The sequence below is a fragment of the Pseudescherichia sp. L3 genome, from assembly GCF_024656065.1.
Taxonomy (GTDB): domain Bacteria; phylum Pseudomonadota; class Gammaproteobacteria; order Enterobacterales; family Enterobacteriaceae; genus Pseudescherichia.
This window is the reverse complement of sequence record NZ_JANKYC010000003.1, coordinates 75,566-94,696: the sequence shown is the minus strand read 5'-3', so window position 1 is coordinate 94,696 and position 19,131 is coordinate 75,566. Positions and strand designations below refer to the sequence as shown.

17 protein-coding genes are annotated in these 19,131 nt (G+C 58.0%); 5 read left to right on the top strand and 12 right to left on the bottom strand.

Annotation, left to right across the window (positions count from 1 at the left end):
- Window positions 1-21: 21 nt before the first annotated feature.
- The 3 genes from gntT to gntX all read right to left on the bottom strand — a co-directional run bounded on the left by gntT (window position 22) and on the right by gntX (window position 2,889).
- Window positions 22-1,338 (bottom strand): gluconate transporter, encoded by a 1,317-nt coding sequence (gntT, locus tag NR795_RS15795; RefSeq protein WP_144818029.1) that lies wholly within the window; start codon window positions 1,336-1,338, stop codon window positions 22-24.
- Window positions 1,339-1,570: 232 nt separating this feature from the next.
- Window positions 1,571-2,146: a Fe-S biogenesis protein NfuA gene (nfuA, locus tag NR795_RS15790; RefSeq protein WP_144818030.1), complete on the bottom strand. Its 576-nt coding sequence runs from the start codon at window positions 2,144-2,146 to the stop codon at window positions 1,571-1,573.
- A gap of 59 nt (window positions 2,147-2,205) precedes the next feature.
- Entirely contained in the window at window positions 2,206-2,889 is a 684-nt protein-coding gene (gene gntX / locus NR795_RS15785) for a DNA utilization protein GntX (RefSeq protein ID WP_257758702.1), read from the bottom strand.
- Between the two features lie 37 nt (window positions 2,890-2,926).
- Between gntX and bioH the strand changes: the two genes are divergently transcribed.
- Both bioH and NR795_RS15775 read left to right on the top strand, forming a co-directional pair.
- Window positions 2,927-3,724 carry a pimeloyl-ACP methyl ester esterase BioH gene (gene bioH, locus NR795_RS15780; RefSeq protein ID WP_257758700.1) on the top strand — a complete coding sequence of 266 codons (798 nt, stop codon included), beginning with the start codon at window positions 2,927-2,929 and terminating at the stop codon, window positions 3,722-3,724.
- A gap of 68 nt (window positions 3,725-3,792) precedes the next feature.
- Window positions 3,793-4,062: a YdgH/BhsA/McbA-like domain containing protein gene (locus tag NR795_RS15775; RefSeq protein ID WP_144818033.1), complete on the top strand. Its 270-nt coding sequence runs from the start codon at window positions 3,793-3,795 to the stop codon at window positions 4,060-4,062.
- Between the two features lie 53 nt (window positions 4,063-4,115).
- On the opposite strand, the gene feoB is transcribed toward NR795_RS15775, so the two are convergent.
- The 4 genes from feoB to greB form a co-directional block, all read right to left on the bottom strand.
- The gene (gene feoB / locus NR795_RS15770) at window positions 4,116-6,485 is read right to left on the bottom strand and encodes a Fe(2+) transporter permease subunit FeoB (RefSeq protein WP_257758699.1); all 2,370 of its coding nucleotides are present in this window, start codon (window positions 6,483-6,485) and stop codon (window positions 4,116-4,118) included.
- Window positions 6,486-6,513: 28 nt separating this feature from the next.
- The gene (feoA, locus tag NR795_RS15765) at window positions 6,514-6,741 is read right to left on the bottom strand and encodes a ferrous iron transporter A (RefSeq protein ID WP_144818086.1); all 228 of its coding nucleotides are present in this window, start codon (window positions 6,739-6,741) and stop codon (window positions 6,514-6,516) included.
- Window positions 6,742-7,002: 261 nt separating this feature from the next.
- Window positions 7,003-9,327 (bottom strand): Tex family protein, encoded by a 2,325-nt coding sequence (locus NR795_RS15760; protein ID WP_257758698.1) that lies wholly within the window; start codon window positions 9,325-9,327, stop codon window positions 7,003-7,005.
- Window positions 9,328-9,420: 93 nt separating this feature from the next.
- A complete protein-coding gene (gene greB / locus NR795_RS15755) occupies window positions 9,421-9,900 on the bottom strand; it encodes a transcription elongation factor GreB (RefSeq protein WP_222889357.1) in 480 nt (159 codons plus the stop codon).
- Between the two features lie 139 nt (window positions 9,901-10,039).
- Here greB and ompR point away from each other — a divergent pair, with 139 nt between their 5' ends.
- Window positions 10,040-10,759, top strand: a complete 720-nt coding sequence (gene ompR / locus NR795_RS15750) for a two-component system response regulator OmpR (RefSeq protein ID WP_042393138.1) — start codon at window positions 10,040-10,042, stop codon at window positions 10,757-10,759.
- On the top strand, window positions 10,756-12,099 hold the full coding sequence (envZ, locus tag NR795_RS15745) for a two-component system sensor histidine kinase EnvZ (protein ID WP_257758697.1): 1,344 nt from the start codon (window positions 10,756-10,758) through the stop codon (window positions 12,097-12,099). Before ompR ends, envZ begins: the two co-directional genes overlap by 4 nt.
- Before the next feature lie 39 nt (window positions 12,100-12,138).
- Here the strand turns inward: envZ and pckA are convergent, their stop codons facing one another.
- The 5 genes from pckA to NR795_RS15720 all read right to left on the bottom strand — a co-directional run bounded on the left by pckA (window position 12,139) and on the right by NR795_RS15720 (window position 18,289).
- A complete protein-coding gene (gene pckA, locus NR795_RS15740; protein ID WP_257758696.1) occupies window positions 12,139-13,758 on the bottom strand; it encodes a phosphoenolpyruvate carboxykinase (ATP) in 1,620 nt (539 codons plus the stop codon).
- A 337-nt stretch (window positions 13,759-14,095) separates the two neighbouring features.
- Window positions 14,096-14,974, bottom strand: a complete 879-nt coding sequence (gene hslO, locus NR795_RS15735; RefSeq protein WP_144818039.1) for an Hsp33 family molecular chaperone HslO — start codon at window positions 14,972-14,974, stop codon at window positions 14,096-14,098.
- 24 nt (window positions 14,975-14,998) lie between these two features.
- The gene (gene hslR, locus NR795_RS15730) at window positions 14,999-15,400 is read right to left on the bottom strand and encodes a ribosome-associated heat shock protein Hsp15 (protein ID WP_144818040.1); all 402 of its coding nucleotides are present in this window, start codon (window positions 15,398-15,400) and stop codon (window positions 14,999-15,001) included.
- A gap of 10 nt (window positions 15,401-15,410) precedes the next feature.
- Window positions 15,411-16,079 (bottom strand): GMP/IMP nucleotidase, encoded by a 669-nt coding sequence (yrfG, locus tag NR795_RS15725; RefSeq protein ID WP_257758695.1) that lies wholly within the window; start codon window positions 16,077-16,079, stop codon window positions 15,411-15,413.
- A 62-nt stretch (window positions 16,080-16,141) separates the two neighbouring features.
- On the bottom strand, window positions 16,142-18,289 hold the full coding sequence (locus tag NR795_RS15720; protein WP_144818042.1) for an intracellular growth attenuator family protein: 2,148 nt from the start codon (window positions 18,287-18,289) through the stop codon (window positions 16,142-16,144).
- Window positions 18,290-18,557: 268 nt separating this feature from the next.
- Here NR795_RS15720 and nudE point away from each other — a divergent pair, with 268 nt between their 5' ends.
- Complete coding sequence (nudE, locus tag NR795_RS15715; protein ID WP_042393123.1) at window positions 18,558-19,118, top strand: ADP compounds hydrolase NudE; 561 nt, start codon at window positions 18,558-18,560, stop codon at window positions 19,116-19,118.
- Window positions 19,119-19,131 lie beyond the last annotated feature (13 nt).

The window sequence follows — 19,131 nt, the reverse complement described above, 5'->3', positions numbered from 1 at the left end:
CAGCGCCGCCGGGTACATCAATCAGATCACCATTCCCAGCAGCAGACAGCCGATTAGGCCGCATACCGCAATAATGGTCTCCAGCGCCGACCATGACTTCATGGTCTCACCGATGCTCAGGTTGAAATACTCCTTGAACAGCCAGAACCCTGGATCGTTCACGTGGGAGAAGATCACGCTGCCGGAGCCGACGGCGATAACCATCAGCTCAGGGCTGACGCCGGTAGTGGCAATCAGCGGAGCCGCGATCCCGCCAGCGGTGATGGCCGCCACGGTAGCAGAGCCCAGGGCGATACGCAGCACGGCGGCAATCGACCACGCCATAAACAGCGGCGACAGGTTGGTGGAGTGCATCATCGCCGCGATGTATTTATCCACGCCGCTGTCTACCAGCACCTGCTTGAACGCACCGCCGCCGCCGATAATCAGCAGCATCATGGCGATGATTTTAATCGAGGAGGTGATGGTATCGGTGATCTGATCCATTGAGCGGCCACGGTTAAGGCCAAAGGTAAAGATGGCAATCAGCACGGCAATCAGCGTTGCCATCACCGGGTCGCCAAAGAATTCAGCGTAGGCAAGAATCGGGTGGCCTTTTGGCAGGATCATCTCTGCGACGGCGCGCCCGGCCATCAGGATCACCGGCACCAGCGAGGTCCAGACGCTGACGGCAAAGCTTGGCATCTCTGCTTCGGTGAAGGTTTTTGCGTTATAGAGGCCTTCCGGGATCGGCTTATCGATCTTCTTCAGGAAACGCGCATAGACCGGACCGGCCAGGATCACGGTCGGGATAGCCAGCAGCGTACCGTAGAGCAGGGTTTTGCCCATATCAGCATGGAAGATGGTGGCGATAGCGGTCGGGCCTGGGTGCGGCGGCAGGAAGCCATGGGTCACAGAGAGCGAGGCGGCCATCGGCACACCTACATAGAGCAGCGGCACGCGCGCTTTCGCCGCGATGGTGAACACCAGCGGCAGCAGCAGCACGAAGCCCACTTCATAAAACAGCGCAAAGCCGACGGTAAAACCGGTTAATACCACCGCCCACTGGATATATTTCTGACCAAACTTGTCAATCAGGGTCGTGGCGATCCGCTGGGCACCGCCGCAGTCCGCCAGCATCTTACCCAGCATGGCACCGAAGCCCATGATCAGCGCGAGGCTGCCGAGGGTACCGCCGACGCCTGCCTTAATGGAGGCGATAACTTTATCTACCGGCATTCCCTGCATCAGCCCAACGGCAAGCGCCACCAGGATCAATGCAATGAAGCCGTTTAATTTAAAGCGGATCATTAACAGAAGTAATAGAACAACACCGAGAGCAACGATGATAAGTGGCATGGTTTACCTGGCCTTTATGATGTTATGGGTAACGCTTATCTACAAAGTAACTGGCTTATTAAGTAGTTTTAACTGCACGGAGGGATGATACGGGTAACATGCAGGCGAATAGAATCACTTTGGGCGGGTAAATTTTAGAAGTGCGACGTGGGTCATATTATACAGCAGAGGCAAGAAGCCCGGTCAGCGAAGCGCCGCCGGGCATAGCAGGAGCAGACAGGACGAACGACGATCAGTAGTAGGAGTGTTCGCCGCGCTGGTGCTCGGTCAGATCGCGCACGCCTTTCAGCTCAGGGAACTCGTTCAGCAGCTGCTTCTCGATCCCCTCTTTCAGCGTGACGTCGACCATTGAACAGCCGTTACAGCCGCCGCCAAACTGCAGAATGGCATAGCCTTCGTCGGTGATCTCCATCAGCGTAACGCGGCCACCGTGACCAGCCAGCTGCGGGTTGATCTGCGACTGGAGCAGATACTCAACGCGCTCCATCAGCGGGGCATCGTCAGTCACCTTACGCATTTTGGCGTTAGGTGCCTTCAGCGTCAGCTGCGAGCCCAGCTGGTCGGTGACAAAATCGATCTCCGCATCTTCCAGATACGGTGCGCTCAGCTCGTCGACATACGCGGTCAGCAGCGAAAAGGGTAACGCGGTATCCGTTGCTTCCACTGCATCCGGCGGGCAGTAAGAGACGCCGCACTCGGCATTTGGCGTGCCTGGATTGATCACAAATACGCGGATTTGTGTTCCTTCTTCCTGATTTGCCAGCAGTTTGGCAAAGTGCGCCTGAGCTGCGTCGGAAATATGGATCATAGCAATGGCCTAAATAGTTGACTGTTTTACTCGGTTATAATACGCCCATCATCGCGCCTCTACAAGGTTCGACATAGGCACCATACCTGAACAGTCGCCGCGCCGCCCTGCAACAGCAGACGGGTGATCTCCGCAACGGTGCTGCCGGTAGTGACGACATCATCCACAATAGCCATATGGAGGCCGTCAAGCGGCAATTCAAGGCGGAAGGCATTTTTGAGATTGCTTCTTCGTCGGCGAGCGCTGAGAAAATGCTGGGTCAGGGCCGGGCGAACGCGGGTCAGGGTGTTGCTGGCGTAGCGGCAGTCCAGCCAGCGTGCCAGCGGCTGGCAGAGCAGATCGCTCTGATTAAAGCCCCGCTGCCACTGGCGATGCGAATAGAGTGGCACGCTAACGATGCGGTCCGGCAGCGCGAGCCGTGTGGTACGGCGGGCATTAATAATCGCCAGCAGCTGCAGCCGGGCCAGCGCCGCAGCCAGCTCCGGTCGACGGGAGAACTTCAGCTGGTGGATCAGCGTGCTCAGCGGCGGAGCGTAGGCGCTGACCGCCACCAGCCTCTGCCACGGCGGCGGCTTTTGCAGGCAGCGGCCGCAGGGCAGGGTTATGCTGGCGGCGGGCAGGCCGCACTGTGGGCATACGCTATCAGTGAGCTGAATCGTTCGACGGCAGACAGAGCAGATCCCTGAGCGGGGCAGGGCGAGCGGCATTCGGCATAGCCAGCACAAGCCTGGCGCTGTTAGCATACGTACCCTCCTGGACATGAGAAGAGAACAATAGCGGATGAACGACATCTGGTGGCAAACCAAAGGCGAAGGAAATTGTCATCTTGTGCTGCTGCACGGATGGGGACTGAATGCAGAGGTGTGGGATTGCATTACGGCGGAGCTGGCCTCGCACTTTACCCTGCACCTGGTGGATCTGCCAGGCTACGGTCGCAGCACCGGCTTTGGCGCGCTGACCCTGGCCGAGATGACGGAGATTGTATTGGCCCATGCGCCAAAAGAGGCGATCTGGCTTGGCTGGAGCCTCGGTGGGCTGGTGGCAAGCCAGGCGGCGTTAAGCGCTCCCGGTCGCGTGAGCGCCCTGGTCACGGTCGCCTCCTCTCCCTGCTTCAGCGCCGAAGGCGATTGGCCGGGCATTAAACCCGAGGTGCTGTCCGGCTTCCAGCAGCAGCTGAGCGATAACTTTCAGCGCACGGTAGAGCGTTTTCTGGCGCTGCAAACCCTGGGGACGGAAACTGCTCGGGACGATGCCCGTAAGCTGAAGCACGCCGTACTGGCCCTGCCGATGCCGTCGGTAGAGGTGCTCAACGGCGGGCTGGAGATCCTGAAAACGGCCGATCTGCGCGCGCCGCTGACGCAGCTGACGCAGCCGTTCCTCCGTCTCTACGGGCGTCTTGACGGGCTGGTCCCGCGCAAAATCGTGCCGTGGCTGGACGCGCTGTGGCCGGAGAGCGAGTCGCAGGTATTTGCTAAGGCGGCGCATGCGCCCTTCATTTCGCACCCTGAGGCATTTTGTCAGAGGCTGGTGGAGTTTACGCAGCAGCTGGCGAAACGGCTGGGACAGACTAAAATTTAAACGTATTTATCTATTTGGCGTTCCAACAAAAAGCGTAATGGCATCCACTACCGTATGGAGTAAAGGCTATGAAACGTACAGCAGGTATCGTCGTATCTCTGGTTATTGGTGCACTCTCGTTTAGCGTGATGGCGGCGGAAGAGGTGCAGAAAGATAAGATTAAAGAGATGAATCTGACCAAAATCGGCACCGTCAGCACGTCGGATACGTCAGCACCAATGGACGCCCGGGCAGAGCTGGTGAAGAAAGCCGATGCGCTGGGCGGCAAGTACTATGTGATCACCAGCGGGGACAAAATCAGTAAAGACATTCGTGCCACGGCGGATGTCTACAAGTAATCTACGTCAGGCGGGCAGCGCGCCCGCCCTGTTCTTTAGCGCAGTATCTACTGTTAGTGCTGACAAGCCTTACCCTGCGGACAGTTTTTACATTTGCCGCTCAGATATCCCCCGGCTTCCTCTTCAATGCGTACGTCAATGGCCGCCGTTTTGCGCGTTGCCAGCAGATTGACGTCGACCCGACTTCTGGCCCGGCGCAGCCCACCCAGCAGCAGAACGTTAAACAGCACCACCGCCAGAATGCAGGTCAGACTGTAGCGCGGATGGGCGCTAAAGCTGGTGGCCTGGTAGAAGAGCGTTGCCAGCGAGTAGGCGATATTCAGCCCCCAGAGAATAGAGAAACCCATCCAGCCGCGGCTCGACTCTCTGGCGATCGCCCCCATTACCGAGATACAGGGAATATAGAGCAGGACAAAAATCAGATAGCTGTACGCGGCGGCGGCGCTGCCAAATTTTTCGCCCATCACTCCCATGGTGCCGGTCGCCATCTCACCGTCGCCTTTACTGGCCTCAATGGGGTTAGCCAGCACGCTCAGGCTAAAGGTATCGACCAGGCTCTGCCCGGTCTCTTCCAGGGCACCGGTGAGTTCGTGCGTCAGGCTGAAGGTTGCTGGATCGAAGGCCTCCTGCTCAATGTTCTCGGCGGTATAGAGAGTGTTTAGCGTGCCAACCACCACCTCTTTTGCCATCGCACCGGTGAAGAGACCGACGGTAGCCTGCCAGTTATCCTCGTGGACGCCGATGGGCTTCAGCAGCGGGGTAAAGACCCGGCTGACGGCGGCCAGCGCCGAATCGTTGATGGTGGTGGCCGCCGTCCCGCTCAGCGTAAAGCTGTTCAGGGCGCTCAGGAAGATGCTGACGATGACAATCACCTTCCCGGCGCGCAGCACAAAGCCCTTCAGCCGCTGCCAGGTCTGGATCGCCAGGCTCTTCAGATGGGGAACGTGGTAGACCGGCAGCTCCATCACAAAGGGCGATGCTTCGCCGCGCATAATGGTGTGTTTGAGCATCAGGCCGGTAAGGATCGCCATCACGATGCCGAGCAGGTAGAGAGAGAAGACCGCCAGCGCCCCCTCCTGGCCGAAAAAGGCAGCGGCAAACACGGCGAAGATAGCCAGCCGCGCGCCGCAGGACATAAAGGGTGCCATCATGATGGTCATCAGACGCTCGCGCGGCGCATCAAGGGTGCGCGCCCCCATCACCGACGGGACGTTGCAGCCGAAGCCAACGATCAGCGGCACAAAGGATTTACCCGGCAGGCCAAGGGATTGCATCAGGCGATCCATCACAAAGGCCGCCCGCGCCATGTAGCCTGAGTCCTCAAGGAAGGAGAGGAACAGGTACATCATGCCGATCTGCGGTACCAGCGGCAGTACGGTGTTGATCCCACCCCCAATCCCCTGGGCCAAGAAGATGGTCAGCCACTGCGGGAAGTGCAGGGTATAACCCAGCCACTGCGTACCATGGATAAATAGAGCGACCGAACCGGTGTCGAAAATAGGCGACAGAGCGCCACCGATGTTGATGGCGAGCACGAACATGACGTACATCACCAGCAGAAAGATTGGCAGGCCCAGCACGCGGTTGATGATGATCCGGTCCATCGCGGCGGTAAAGCGGCTCGGTTCGGCGGTAAGGGTGTTGCTGACCGTGTCGCAAATGGCGGCGATGGTCTGGTAGCGGGCGTCGGCAATGTGCAAGGCCGGATCGGCCATCTCCTCACCCAGGCGCGTCAGCGACGCATCCAGCCTGTGGGCGGCGTCACCGGCATAGGCGCGGCTGTAGATATCACCCTCCAGCATCTGCAAACCCAGCCAGCGGCGCTGCTGAAGGGGCATATCGGCGGCCATCGCCTGCGCCAGCGTGTCAGCTTCACGCACCAGGGCCTGAGCGTAGTGAACCCGCTCGATATCGCTGTTGCGCTGATGACGGTCGATGGCCATCTTCAGCGCTTCAATGCCGCGTCCGCGCGTCGAGACCAGCGGGACTACCGGACAGCCAAGGCGCGTAGCAAGGGCGTCGATATCGATGCGGATCTGTTGCTTCTCGGCAATATCCAGCATGTTCAGCGCGACGATGCAGGGGATACCCAGCTCCAGCAGCTGTAGCGTCAGGTAGAGGTTACGCTCCAGGTTAGAGGCATCGACGACGTTAATCAGCATATCGGCGTCGCCGCTGAGAATATAGTGGCAGGCGATCTGCTCATCGAGGGAGGTTTGCGACGAGATAGTGGTCAACGAGTAGGTGCCGGGCAGGTCGACCAGCGTCACCTGCGCATCGGTGGTGGTAAAGGAGCCCTCTTTGCGCTCGACGGTGACCCCCGCCCAGTTGCCTACGCGTTGGCGCGCGCCCGTTAGCTGATTAAAAAGGGTTGTCTTGCCGGAATTAGGATTACCAATAAGGCCAAGGGTTAATTTTTTCATAATAATAGACTCATTGCGTGGAGCGCCGTTAACGCGGCAGCGCTTCCACCTCTAATAACGCGAGATCTTTTTTGCGTAATACCAGGCTGACGCGCCGGGTTTGAATATGAATCGGATCGCCTAAGGGAGCGACCCGCACCACATTAAATGATGATCCGGGGAGCATGCCCAGAGAGAGCAGTTTTTGCCGGTAGGCCGGGCTAATTTCACGGGAAAATCCCACGATTTTCCACGCGCTGGCTGGCGAGAAGGACATAGGACCTACTAGATCAATGGTTAAATAATCAACAGGACAATGGTAATGATAATAGTTTTTATCATCAATCATTAAAATGTGTAGGAGTGTTGAATTAGGTAAGAATGACTATTTGTTTTGATTTAGCGCAATATTCCGCGTGGAGCTTTTAACAACGAGAATTAATTAATATACGTTGTAGCAACATCGGAGATTATATTTATTTACCGTTTGAATAAACTTTCCCCTGCGCGATAAATTAACGCGCAGGGGGTAAGGGGATCAGCGTTTTTTACCCATCGCCGCTGCCAGCGCGTCCATCATCGCGCTGTTGCCTGAGGGTTGAGCCTCACGACCGCGCGGCTTCGCCTGGCGGGCAGCGGGTTCACGCGGCGCGCTGTTGCCGTTGCCGCGACGGGCATTGCCTTCGCCTGGCTGCTCGTCCAGACGCATGGTCAGGGCGATACGCTTGCGGGGCAGGTCAACCTCCAGCACCTTCACTTTGACAATGTCGCCCGCTTTCACCACCGTATGAGGATCCTCAACGAACTTATTCGCCAAAGAAGAGATGTGCACCAGGCCATCCTGATGGACACCGATATCCACAAAGGCACCAAAGTTGGTGACGTTGGTGACCGCGCCTTCGAGGATCATTCCCGGCTGCAGGTCGTTCATGGTCTCAACGCCATCGGCAAAGGTGGCCGTTTTGAACTCCGGGCGCGGGTCGCGGCCGGGTTTTTCCAGCTCCTTGATGATGTCGGTTACCGTCGGCACGCCAAAGCGCTCGTCGGTAAAGTCAGACGCTTTCAGACCGCGTAGATTGCTGCTGTTGCCCATCAGGTCGCGCAGAGAGTGCTCGGTCGCGGCCAGGATGCGCTCGACCACCGGGTAGGCTTCCGGGTGAACGGTGGAGGCATCCAGCGGGTTATCGCCGTGGTTAATACGCAAGAACCCTGCACACTGCTCAAAGGCTTTCGGCCCAAGACGGCTCACCTTCAGCAGCTGCTGGCGGTTGTGGAACTGACCGTTCTCGTCGCGCCATGCCACGATGTTCTGCGCCATCATGCGGGTCAGGCCCGCCACGCGGGTCAGCAGCGGCACGGAGGCGGTATTGAGATCGACGCCGACGGCGTTTACGCAGTCCTCTACCACCGCATCCAGCTTACGGGCTAGCTGGGTCTGGCTGACGTCATGCTGATACTGGCCGACGCCGATGGATTTCGGATCGATCTTCACCAGCTCCGCCAGCGGATCCTGCAGGCGACGGGCAATGGAGACCGCGCCACGCAGCGAAACGTCAAGACCGGGGAACTCCTGCGCCGCCAGCTCGGAGGCGGAGTAGACGGATGCCCCCGCCTCGCTGACGATCACCTTCTGGCCTTTCACCTGCGGGAACTGCTTCTGCACGTCGAGGTAAAAACGCTCGGTTTCGCGGGAGGCAGTACCGTTACCGATCGCCACCAGCTCCACGTTATGTTTTTCGCACAGCGCAGCCACGACGGCGGCGGCTTTCGCTGCCTGCCCGGTGTGGGGATAGATAGTATCGGTCGCCACCAGCTTGCCGGTGCCGTCGACAACCGCCACCTTCACGCCGGTACGCAGGCCGGGATCGAGACCCATGGTCGCACGCAGCCCGGCAGGGGCCGCCATCAGCAGGTCGTGCAGGTTGCGGGCAAATACGTTAATGGCTTCATCTTCGGCGCGCTCACGCACCGTGCCCATCAGCTCGGTCTCCAGATGCATCAGCACCTTGATGCGCCACGTCCAGCTCACCACGCCTTTACGCCAGCTGTCCGCCGGGGCGTTGTTCAGGCGCAGACCCAGATGATCGCTAATAATCTGCTCGCAGTGGCTCTCTTTCGGCGGCTCATCAAACTGCGGATCGGCATTCAGCGCCAGCTGGAGCACGCCTTCGTTGCGGCCGCGGAACATCGCCAGCGCGCGGTGGGACGGCACGTTGGAGATCGGCTCATGGTGATCGAAGTAGTCGCGGAACTTCGCGCCCTCTTCCTCTTTGCCAGCGACCACGGTCGACGTCAGGTGGGCGTTTTTCCACAGGTAGTCGCGCACCTTCGCCAGCAGGGCCGCATCCTCAGCAAAGCGCTCCATCAGGATGTAGCGCGCGCCGTCCAGCGCGGCTTTGCTGTCGGCCACGCCTTTATCGGCGTCAATAAACTTCTCCGCTTCGGTTTGCGGATCGTGCGACGGCGTGTTCCACAGCAGATCCGCCAGCGGCGCCAGGCCAGCTTCAATAGCGATCTGCCCGCGGGTACGGCGTTTCGGCTTGTAGGGCAGGTAGAGATCTTCGAGTTCGGTCTTGCTCAGCGTGCCGGTGATGGCCTTCGCCAGATCGTCAGTCAGTTTACCCTGATCGCCGATGGACTTCAGGATCGCCTGACGACGCTCCTCCAGCTCCCGCAGGTAGCCCAGGCGGGTCTCCAGGTTACGCAGTTGCGTATCATCCAGCCCGCCGGTGACTTCCTTACGATAACGTGCAATAAACGGCACGGTGTTCCCTTCATCAAGCAGGCGAACGGCAGCTTCTACCTGTTCGGCTCTGGCCTGAATATCACCCGCAATAATGCGGCAGAGCGAATCATTCATCATGGCTATTTCATCTAGTGGATCGAGTAGTGGATCGAAAATCAGGGGGATAGTTATACGGACTGGCTGGCAAAAATGCCAGCCGGAGAGGATGCTCTAAGACTCTTTAACGTACGTGATTTCGTTGACGTACCAGCTTGCTTCGCCGCCCGGCGTCTGGACGACTGCCAGATCGCCGACCTCTTTCTTCAGCAGCGCACGGGCCATCGGGGAGTCGATAGAGATGTAGTCCTTACGGCCAAAAATTTCGTCGTAGCCCACGATGCGAAAGCGTTTGGTGTCGCCATCATCGTTTTCGATCTCAACCCACGCGCCAAAGAAGACTTTGCCCTCCTGCTGCGGGGAGTAATCAACAATTTTCAGGTTTTCCAGGCATTTCGTTAGGTATCTGACGCGACGGTCAATTTCCCGCAGGCGTTTTTTATTATACTGATAGTCGGCATTCTCGCTGCGGTCACCGAGGCTTGCCGCCCAGGTCACCTTTTTCGTGACTTCCGGGCGCTCCTGACGCCAGAGATAGTCCAGCTCCTGTTTAAGCTTGTCGTAACCTTCTCGGGTGATAAGTGGCGTTTTCATCCGGTTTCTGCCTTTAAGCTGCTGTTAAATATGCTTTGTAACAATTTCGACTAGAATGTATACCAGATTTAGCTGGTGGTCGGCGCACACTTTTTTAGAATACATACCTATATTATCCGAACCTTTGGGAGTACAAACAATGCAAGAGAATTATAAGATTCTGGTCGTCGATGACGATATGCGCCTGCGCGCACTGCTGGAACGTTATCTCACCGAGCAAGGCTTCCAGGTTCGCAGCGTAGCCAACGCAGAACAGATGGATCGCCTGCTTACCCGTGAATCCTTCCATCTGATGGTACTCGACCTGATGCTTCCCGGCGAGGATGGTTTGTCCATCTGCCGCCGTCTGCGTAGCCAGAGCAACCCAATGCCGATCATTATGGTGACGGCGAAAGGGGAAGAGGTTGACCGTATCGTGGGGCTGGAGATCGGCGCGGACGACTATATTCCGAAGCCGTTTAACCCCCGCGAGCTGCTGGCCCGCATTCGCGCGGTGCTGCGTCGCCAGGCCAACGAGCTGCCCGGCGCGCCGTCGCAGGATGAGGCCGTCATTCAGTTTGGCAAGTTTAAGCTTAACCTCGGCACCCGTGAAATGTTCCGCGAAGATGAGCCGATGCCGCTCACCAGCGGCGAGTTTGCGGTACTGAAGGCGCTGGTCAGCCATCCGCGTGAGCCCCTCTCCCGCGATAAGCTGATGAACCTGGCGCGCGGCCGCGAATACTCGGCCATGGAGCGCTCCATTGATGTGCAGATCTCCCGCCTGCGCCGCATGGTGGAAGAGGATCCGGCGCACCCGCGCTATATACAGACCGTTTGGGGTTTGGGCTACGTCTTTGTGCCGGACGGCTCTAAAGCATGAGGCGACTGCGCTTCTCGCCGCGAAGTTCATTTGCCCGCACGCTACTGCTGATTGTCACCCTGCTGTTTGTCAGCCTGGTGACAACCTATCTGGTGGTGCTGAACTTTGCGATCCTGCCCAGCCTGCAACAGTTTAATAAGGTGCTGGCGTACGAAGTCCGTATGCTGATGACCGACAAGCTGCAGCTGGAGGATGGCACGCAGTTGGTGGTGCCCCCGGCTTTTCGCCGGGAGATTTACCGCGAGCTGGGCATTTCGCTCTACTCGAACGAGGCGGCGGAAGATGCCGGTCTGCGCTGGGCGCAGCACTATGGTTTTTTAAGTCAGCAGATGGCGCAGCAGCTGGGCGGCCCAACGGAAGTCCGCGTTGAGGTAAACAAAAGCTCGCCGGTGGTGTGGCTGAAGACCTGGCTGTCGCCCAATATCTGGGTGCGGGTGCCCCTTACCGAGATCCATCAGGGCGACTTCTCGCCGCTGTTCCGCTACACCCTGGCGATTATGCTGCTGGCGATAGGCGGGGCGTGGCTCTTTATTCGTATTCAGAACCGGCCGCTGGTGGATCTTGAGCACGCGGCGCTGAAGGTGGGGAAAGGGCAGATCCCACCTCCGCTGCGCGAGTACGGCGCGTCGGAGGTGCGCTCCGTGACCCGGGCCTTCAATCAGATGGCGGCAGGGGTTAAACAGCTGGCCGATGACCGTACTCTGCTGATGGCGGGCGTCAGCCACGATCTGCGTACGCCGCTGACCCGTATCCGCCTGGCCACGGAGATGATGGGCGAGCAGGATGGCTACCTGGCGGAGTCGATCAACAAGGATATCGAAGAGTGTAACGCCATCATCGAACAGTTTATCGACTATTTGCGAACCGGCCAGGAGATGCCGATGGAGATAGCCGAGCTGAACGCGGTGCTGGGCGAAGTGGTGGCGGCAGAGAGCGGCTACGAGCGTGAAATTGACACAGCGCTCTATCCGCAGGAGATCTATCTGCGAATGCATCCGCTGTCGATTAAGCGTGCCATCGCCAATATGGTGGTGAACGCCGCCCGCTACGGCAACGGCTGGATCCGGGTCAGCAGCGGCTGCGAGGCGAACCGCGCCTGGTTCCAGGTCGAAGATGATGGGCCGGGTATTAAGCCGGAGCAGCGCAAGCACCTGTTCCAGCCCTTCGTGCGCGGCGACAGCGCCCGCAGCACCAGCGGCACCGGGCTGGGGCTGGCGATCGTGCAGCGTATCGTCGACAACCATAACGGCATGCTGGAACTGAGCACCAGCGAGCGCGGCGGCCTTTCAATTCGCGCCTGGTTCCCCGTTCCGGTCACGCGCGGCCAGAACGCTATGTAAAATGTAGGCCGGGTAAGCGCAGCGCCACCCGGCGTTTTACTACAATTTTGGTCCTGCGCTCACCAACGCCGCACCCGCTGGCGTATCGGTATACTTCTCAAAGTTCTCAATAAACAGCTTCGCTAGCGCGGTGGCTTTCTCCTGCCACTGCTCTGGGGAGGCGTAGGTATTACGCGGATCGAGGATCTGCGGATCGACGCCCGGCAGACGGGTAGGGATCGCCAGATCAAATATTGGCAGCGTGAAGGTGTCAGCCTCATCAATAGATCCGTCGAGAATGGCGTCAATGATGGCCCGCGTATCCTTGATAGAGATGCGTTTCCCCGTGCCGTTCCAGCCGGTATTCACCAGATAAGCCTGCGCGCCTGCCGCCTGCATCCGTTTGACCAGCACCTCGGCATACTGCGTTGGGTGCAGAGAGAGGAACGCTGCGCCGAAGCAGGCAGAGAAGGTTGGAGTGGGCTCCGTCACGCCGCGCTCGGTGCCGGCCAGCTTGGCGGTAAAGCCGGAGAGGAAGTGATACTGGGTCTGGTTAGCGGTGAGGCGCGATACCGGAGGCAGCACGCCAAAGGCGTCGGCGGTCAGGAAAATAACCTTTGTGGCGTGGCCCGCTTTTGACACCGGCTTAACGATATTATCGATATGGTAGATAGGGTAGGAGACGCGGGTGTTCTCGGTCTTGCTGCCGTCATCAAAATCGATAGTGCCGTCGTCGAGCACGGTAACGTTCTCCAGCAGCGCGTCGCGGCGGATAGCGTTATAGATATCCGGCTCTGCTTCGCGAGAGAGCTTGATGGTTTTAGCGTAGCAGCCGCCTTCAAAGTTAAACACGCCGTCGTCATCCCAGCCGTGCTCGTCATCGCCAATCAGGCGGCGTTTAGGGTCGGTGGAGAGCGTGGTTTTGCCGGTGCCGGAGAGACCAAAGAACACCGCGACGTCGCCCGCTTCACCGACGTTAGCCGAGCAGTGCATAGAGGCTACGCCCTTAAGCGGCAGCAGGTAGTTCATAATCGAGAACATCCCCTTTTTCATTTCGCCGCCGTACCAGGTGCCACCGATAAGCTGAATGCGCTCGGTCAGGTTAAAGGCGACAAAATTCTCAGAGTGGAGACCCTGCGCCTTCCACTGTGGGTTAGTGCATTTTGCGCCGTTCATGACGATAAAGTCCGGCGTAAAGTCAGCCAGCTCCTCCTCCGTCGGACGGATAAACATGTTCTTCACGAAGTGCGCCTGCCAGGCCACCTCGGTAATAAAACGCACGGCGAGGCGGGTATCGGCATTCGCACCGCAAAAGGCATCGATAATAAACAGCCGCTTGCCGGAGAGCTGTTGGGTCACCAGGGCTTTCAGCTGCAGCCACACTTCCGGAGAGAGCGGCTTGTTGTCGTTTTTGCCTTTGCCTTTATCTGCCCACCATACGGTGTCGCGAGTCGTGTCATCGCGGACAATGTACTTATCTTTCGGCGAACGTCCGGTAAATATGCCGGTATCGACGGCGACAGCACCCGAGTTCGTCAGAACGCCCCGCTCATATCCTTCCAGGTCTGGACGGAGCTCCTCCTGATACAGCGTATCGTAGTCGGGGTTATAGACGATATCCTGAACATCATTGATACCATAAGCCATGAGATCTTGCGGGGTTAAACCATTAACGCGCATGTCACTGCTCCTTAGCCAATATGTATTGCCTGCGATTGTAGGGTTATTCTGTAGGGGTTAACCGCGACGAGGCTCATAGATTTAGGTATCCAGACAAGCCGTCGTTGGTGAAAAAGTGGTTACATCTACCCGCAAGCGAGACAAATTATGGCAGGATTCATCTCATGCATAGCGAAAATGCTTCACAAAGGGAAAATGCAGGTCAATTTATCGGTAAGATTGTGAGTGTAATCGCTTTCCGGTAACAAAATTACGTAAGGGTTTCAGAAAATGTTTGCTGCGGGAAAGAGGGATGAAGCAGCGCGCCGTCGGGCAGCGCGCTGAAAAGCAAGGAGGATTAGTGTACCTGCGGATCGGCAGGGGAGGCGTTATTGCGGATCTCAGCAATATCCATCGCGTTAAACAGATAGTGGCTGCCACAGTAGTCGCAGTGCATATCGATTTCACCTTCCTCTTCCAGGATGCTGTTGATCTCCTCATCTGGCAGGGTTTTTAGCGCCCCGGCGCAGCGTTCGCGGGAGCAGGTGCACTTGAACTCAACGTCCTGCGGATCGTAGAGCGTCACCTCTTCTTCGTGATAGAGGCGCCACAGCACCTCGTTGGCTGGCAGAGTAAGCAGCTCTTCCGTTTTGATGGTGTCGGTCAGCGTCGTCAGGTGCTCGAAGTCATTAGAATCGGTATCCTGGGCTGGCAGCACCTGCAACAGCATGCCCCCTGCGGCTGGCTGGCCGTCGACCTCGCCGGTGCGGATGTAGAGGCGGGTCGGCAGCTGCTCTGAACGCATGAAGTAGTCCTCCAGGCAGGCTGCCAGCGTATCGCCTTCCAGACCGACCACGCCCTGATAGCGCTCGCCCTCTTCCGGCGTAATCGTGATCACCAGATAGCCGTTGCCAACCAGCGCTTTCAGATCGGCATCGTCCGCGATCTCATCCTGAACGCGCGCTACACCGCGCAGCTGCTGTTTGTTATTGCCGTTGATCACCGCCAGGCTCATCGGGCCATCGCCCTGCAGCTGGACGGTAATGTCTCCGGCAAACTTCAGCGTGGCGGTCAGCAGGCTGGTCGCCACCAGCAGCTCCGCGAGGATATTTTTCACCGGCTGCGGGTAGCTATGGTTTTCAAGGATCTGTCGCAGGCTTTCGGATACCGTTACCAGCTCGCCACGAACAGCGTAGTTTTCAAACAGATAGCGGTGTAATTGGTCGTGTTGGGCCATAATTATCTCTCTGGAGGGCGACGACTACGCGTCATCACCGTATTTAAATTTCATCAGGTCGCGGCGCTCTTTTTTATCCGGGCGGCGCTCCGGGTGCGGCATCGTTAACGCGTTCAGCTTGCGGGCTACCGCCATCTTCTCGCGTTTTTCAATACTTTCAGCCGTCTCTTCATACAGCGCCACCGCCTCGCTTGCCGGACGGCGCTGCTCGGTGATGGCTTTTACCACCACCGTGCGTTCATCATTTCCCTGACGCAGCGTCAGAATGGCGTTCAGCTCGACGGTTTTCCCCGGCTTGCTGCGTTGCCCGTTGTAGTGCACCTTGCCACCCTCGATCATCTCGCGGGCCAGAGCACGGGTTTTGTAAAAGCGCGCCGCCCAGAGCCATTTGTCTAAGCGGACGTCTTGCGCGGGCTTCTCTTTCATCGCATCTCCTTCACTTCAGTGAGGGGATCAGGCGGCGATAGTCGTTGAGTCCGGGATGACGCTGATAGCGCTTCTCCACCAGCCCGGAGTCAGGGTTGGTGACGCCGAGGCAGTAACGAATACCGAATGCCGCCGCCGCATCCAGAATCGGCTCGCTGTCATCAATAAACAGCGTCTTCTCCGGGTTCAGACCGGTAGCTTCAACAACGGCCTGCCACAGTCGTTGATCCTCTTTCGGATAACCAAATGTGTGGGTAGAAAGTAATAAATCAAGGTGTGCGCCCAGTCCGGTATGCTCAAGCTTCACCGCCAGGTTGTGCGGATGGGCGTTAGTGAGCAAAATTCGGCGCTTGCCGCAGGCCTTCAGCGCATCCAGGAAGGGCACGGTATCTTCGCGCATAACGGCACGCGGGCCCTCGGCCGTGGTCATGGCACAAATATCAAGGCCGAGACGTTCGCTCCAGTAGTCCAGACAGTACCAGTTTAGCGTATGCTGCACGGCATGATACTCCGCCTGCATCTGCGCCTGTGCGTCGGATGGCGTCAGGCCGCGTGCAGCACTGAAGGTTTCCGGCACCAGCGTTTGCCAGAAATAGTTATCAAACGCCAGATCCAGCAGCGTGCCGTCCATATCCAGCAGCACGGTCTCTACGTCCTGCCAGTTGATATCAATATGCATGAGAGACTCCTGCGAGCGGATAAGCGCGACAGGGTAGCACACCCTGGCGCGCGCTGCTTTTATCAGATAAAGCGATCTGATGGGCTATCGGAGGCCTGCAGCAGCTGCGGGTTCAGGCAGCTATCGTAATACTCCTGAATATCGGCAAGGCGTGAGCGGTGACGCTGGTAGCGGCGTATCGCCTGAACGGCGTTATAGAGGGTGCAGAGGATCATCGCCAGCAGCAGCAGGGCGGTACCAATATAGCGCCACAGTCCGGCGCTGGATGGCATCCGATGCAGGCTGACATGCTTCGTTCCGTTGGCATCGGTATAGATATTGGTGACGATACCTTCGGCGCTAAACGGGGTCTGCATCAGCATTTGCGCCAGCCGCTGGAACTCGTTCCACTGCTCCTGCGGGGGATAGTCAGACAGCGCGATGGGCGGCCAGGGCTGATCCACCAGCTCGCTGCCTTCATCGCTGGCGATCACAAACCCGCCCGGTGCCGGGCTGTTAAGCGCCTGCGCGGCGCGGGAGGTTTCGCGCAGCAGGAAGGGGGCGGTCGAGGTGGTCACCAGGTTATCCAGCGATTCGGCGCTAACCGGACGCAGCAGCACGTTTACGCCGCTGAGCCTGCCCGCGCTGGCGCGTTTGGTCAGCGTCTCCCAGTCTTTGGTGTTGCCGAGGTTAACGAGCGCGTTCTTAAGCCGTGCGCATTCATCTTCGGCAGAGCAGAGGTCCTGGGTTTTCAGCACGATCTCGGCAAAATCATCTAACAGCACCATGCCCGACTTCTGAATCGCCGACCGTAGCGCGGCGCTGACGTGGGAATCCTCCTCGCTGGAGGGGTGCAGCTGGCGGTTTACCGCCTGAATCAGCGCGTTCGCTTTATTGACGATATCGGATTCCGGCAGCGGCAGCGGCGGTGCGTCGTTCCAGATAATTTGCGAGCAGTCGAACGGTGAGAAAGGCGAGTTTTGCCGCCCGCGCCAGTTCTCCTGCATATGGATATTGCACATGCCGGTACCGTGAATGCTCAGGGTATCGCCTACCCGTAGCCCGGCCTGCTCCAGCTGGTTTACGCTGGTGGCCTCGACGGTCTGCGCGCCTTTCATCCATGACAGGGTGAATTTCACCGGCATATCCAGCGGCACCCAGATCAGCAGCAGAACCAGCACCACCAGCGCACCGAGGGAGATAATTGCGCTACGCAGCCAGTGCTGTAAGGGGAAGTTGATCGCTTCGTCATGCAGGGATAAAAACCGCCCCTGGCGCACGACGTGACGGTCGAGATAGATATCAATATCGGTCTGCTGACCCAGATCCTGAGTAACGTAGGGCTGCCAGTGGCGGGGATAGATAAGATCGATAATTCCCAACGAGATATTATTGATCTGCTCCTGGTTGTTCTCGCCAAACAGGCCCCAGCGGCGGGGCGTGCCGCGCAGGCAGTGGATCTCACGCAGGGTATTCTTAGCTGGCGGGGCGAAGATCCCCCACAGCCCGGCGGCGAGCAGCATGACCGCGCCCCCGGCCATCCACGGTACAAAAACGTCCGGCGTGGCGAGGCAGAAATAGAACAGCAGGAATGAGGTCACAATCAAGAGCGCTTCACGCAGGCCATCAGGGCGGCTTAAGGCATACTCCTCCCGCGTCTCCTGACGGATATTCAGCAGCTCAATCTGTTCGCTCTCTTCCCCGCGAATTGAGGTCTGGGTTGTGGACGGCAGCTCCAGGGCGTAGCCGCGTGCTTCCTGAAGCGAGTCGCTCAGCGTATGGCCGTTGAGAGAGATCACCAGCGGCAGCGTATCGGTGCGGATAAGCTCAACCACGTTCTCGTCGGTAATATACTGCTCCCAGAACGGCGGCAGATGGACTTCAACCGAGTCGAGGAAGTAGCGCCACTTATTGAGATCGTCGCTGTTGATGCCGTAGCGCGTGATCGAGTGGGTGACGGAGAGCACCGTATTGCTTTGCGCATTCAGGGAGAGGGAGATCGGTGCAGCGGTGGCACCCGTCAGGCCAGGCGCCTGCTGAGTACGGGACAGCGTCTCGATATAGGATTCAACCGCGCTCCGCTCTTCCGGCGTGAGCTTACGGTTCGCCGCCCCGGCAAAATCCGGCAGGTACGGCAGACGGAAGCGACGGTGCGAACGTCGTCTGAAGAACCACCCTGCAAGGAGAGCGCAGGCCAGCATAGCAGCGATAAAAATCAAAATGGTGCTCATGCTTTTCCCATCTTACTTTTCTTACAGAGGTGTAGTCGGTGCACCTTGTTGGCGAAGCGAATAGTAGCAGCGCGCGATGGTAACAAAGCCGTGTCGTAGACCATATCAGCAAATTCTTAGTTTTATTTCAATCTCTTGACTTTCCTGGCTAAATGATTAATGCCCTACCTCTAAGTTGCACAAATGTAAATAAAAGGCAATTGCCGTTGCCGAAACCGTGCGGTTTGCCGCACAATGATGAAAGTTTTCACTCTAAAGACCCATCAGAATGAGCAAATCATTGCAAAAACCCACCATTCTTAACGTTGAAACGGTCGCTAAATCTCGCCTGTTTAACGTCGAAAGCGTGGACCTGGAATTTAGTAACGGCGTTCGCCGCGTGTATGAGCGTATGCGCCCCTCGACCCGTGAAGCCGTTATGATTGTCGCCATTGTCGATGAGCACGTGATGCTGATCCGTGAATATGCCGTCGGCATTGAATCCTACGAGCTAGGGTTCCCGAAAGGGCTTATTGACGCTGGCGAGAGCGTCTATGAGGCAGCGAACCGTGAGCTAAAAGAGGAGATCGGCTTTGGTGCTAACCAGCTGACCTTCCTGAAAAAGCTCAGCATGGCGCCCTCCTACTTTTCCAGCAAGATGAACATTGTGGTTGCGGAAGATCTCTATCCGGAGTCGCTGGAAGGGGATGAGCCAGAGCCGCTGCCGCAGGTGCGCTGGCCGCTGGCACATCTGATGGATCTGCTGGAAGACCCCGATTTCAACGAGGCCCGCAACGTGAGCGCGCTGTTTTTAGTGCGCGAATGGCTGAAAGGGCAGGGACGGCTGTAGCGTAACTCACGCC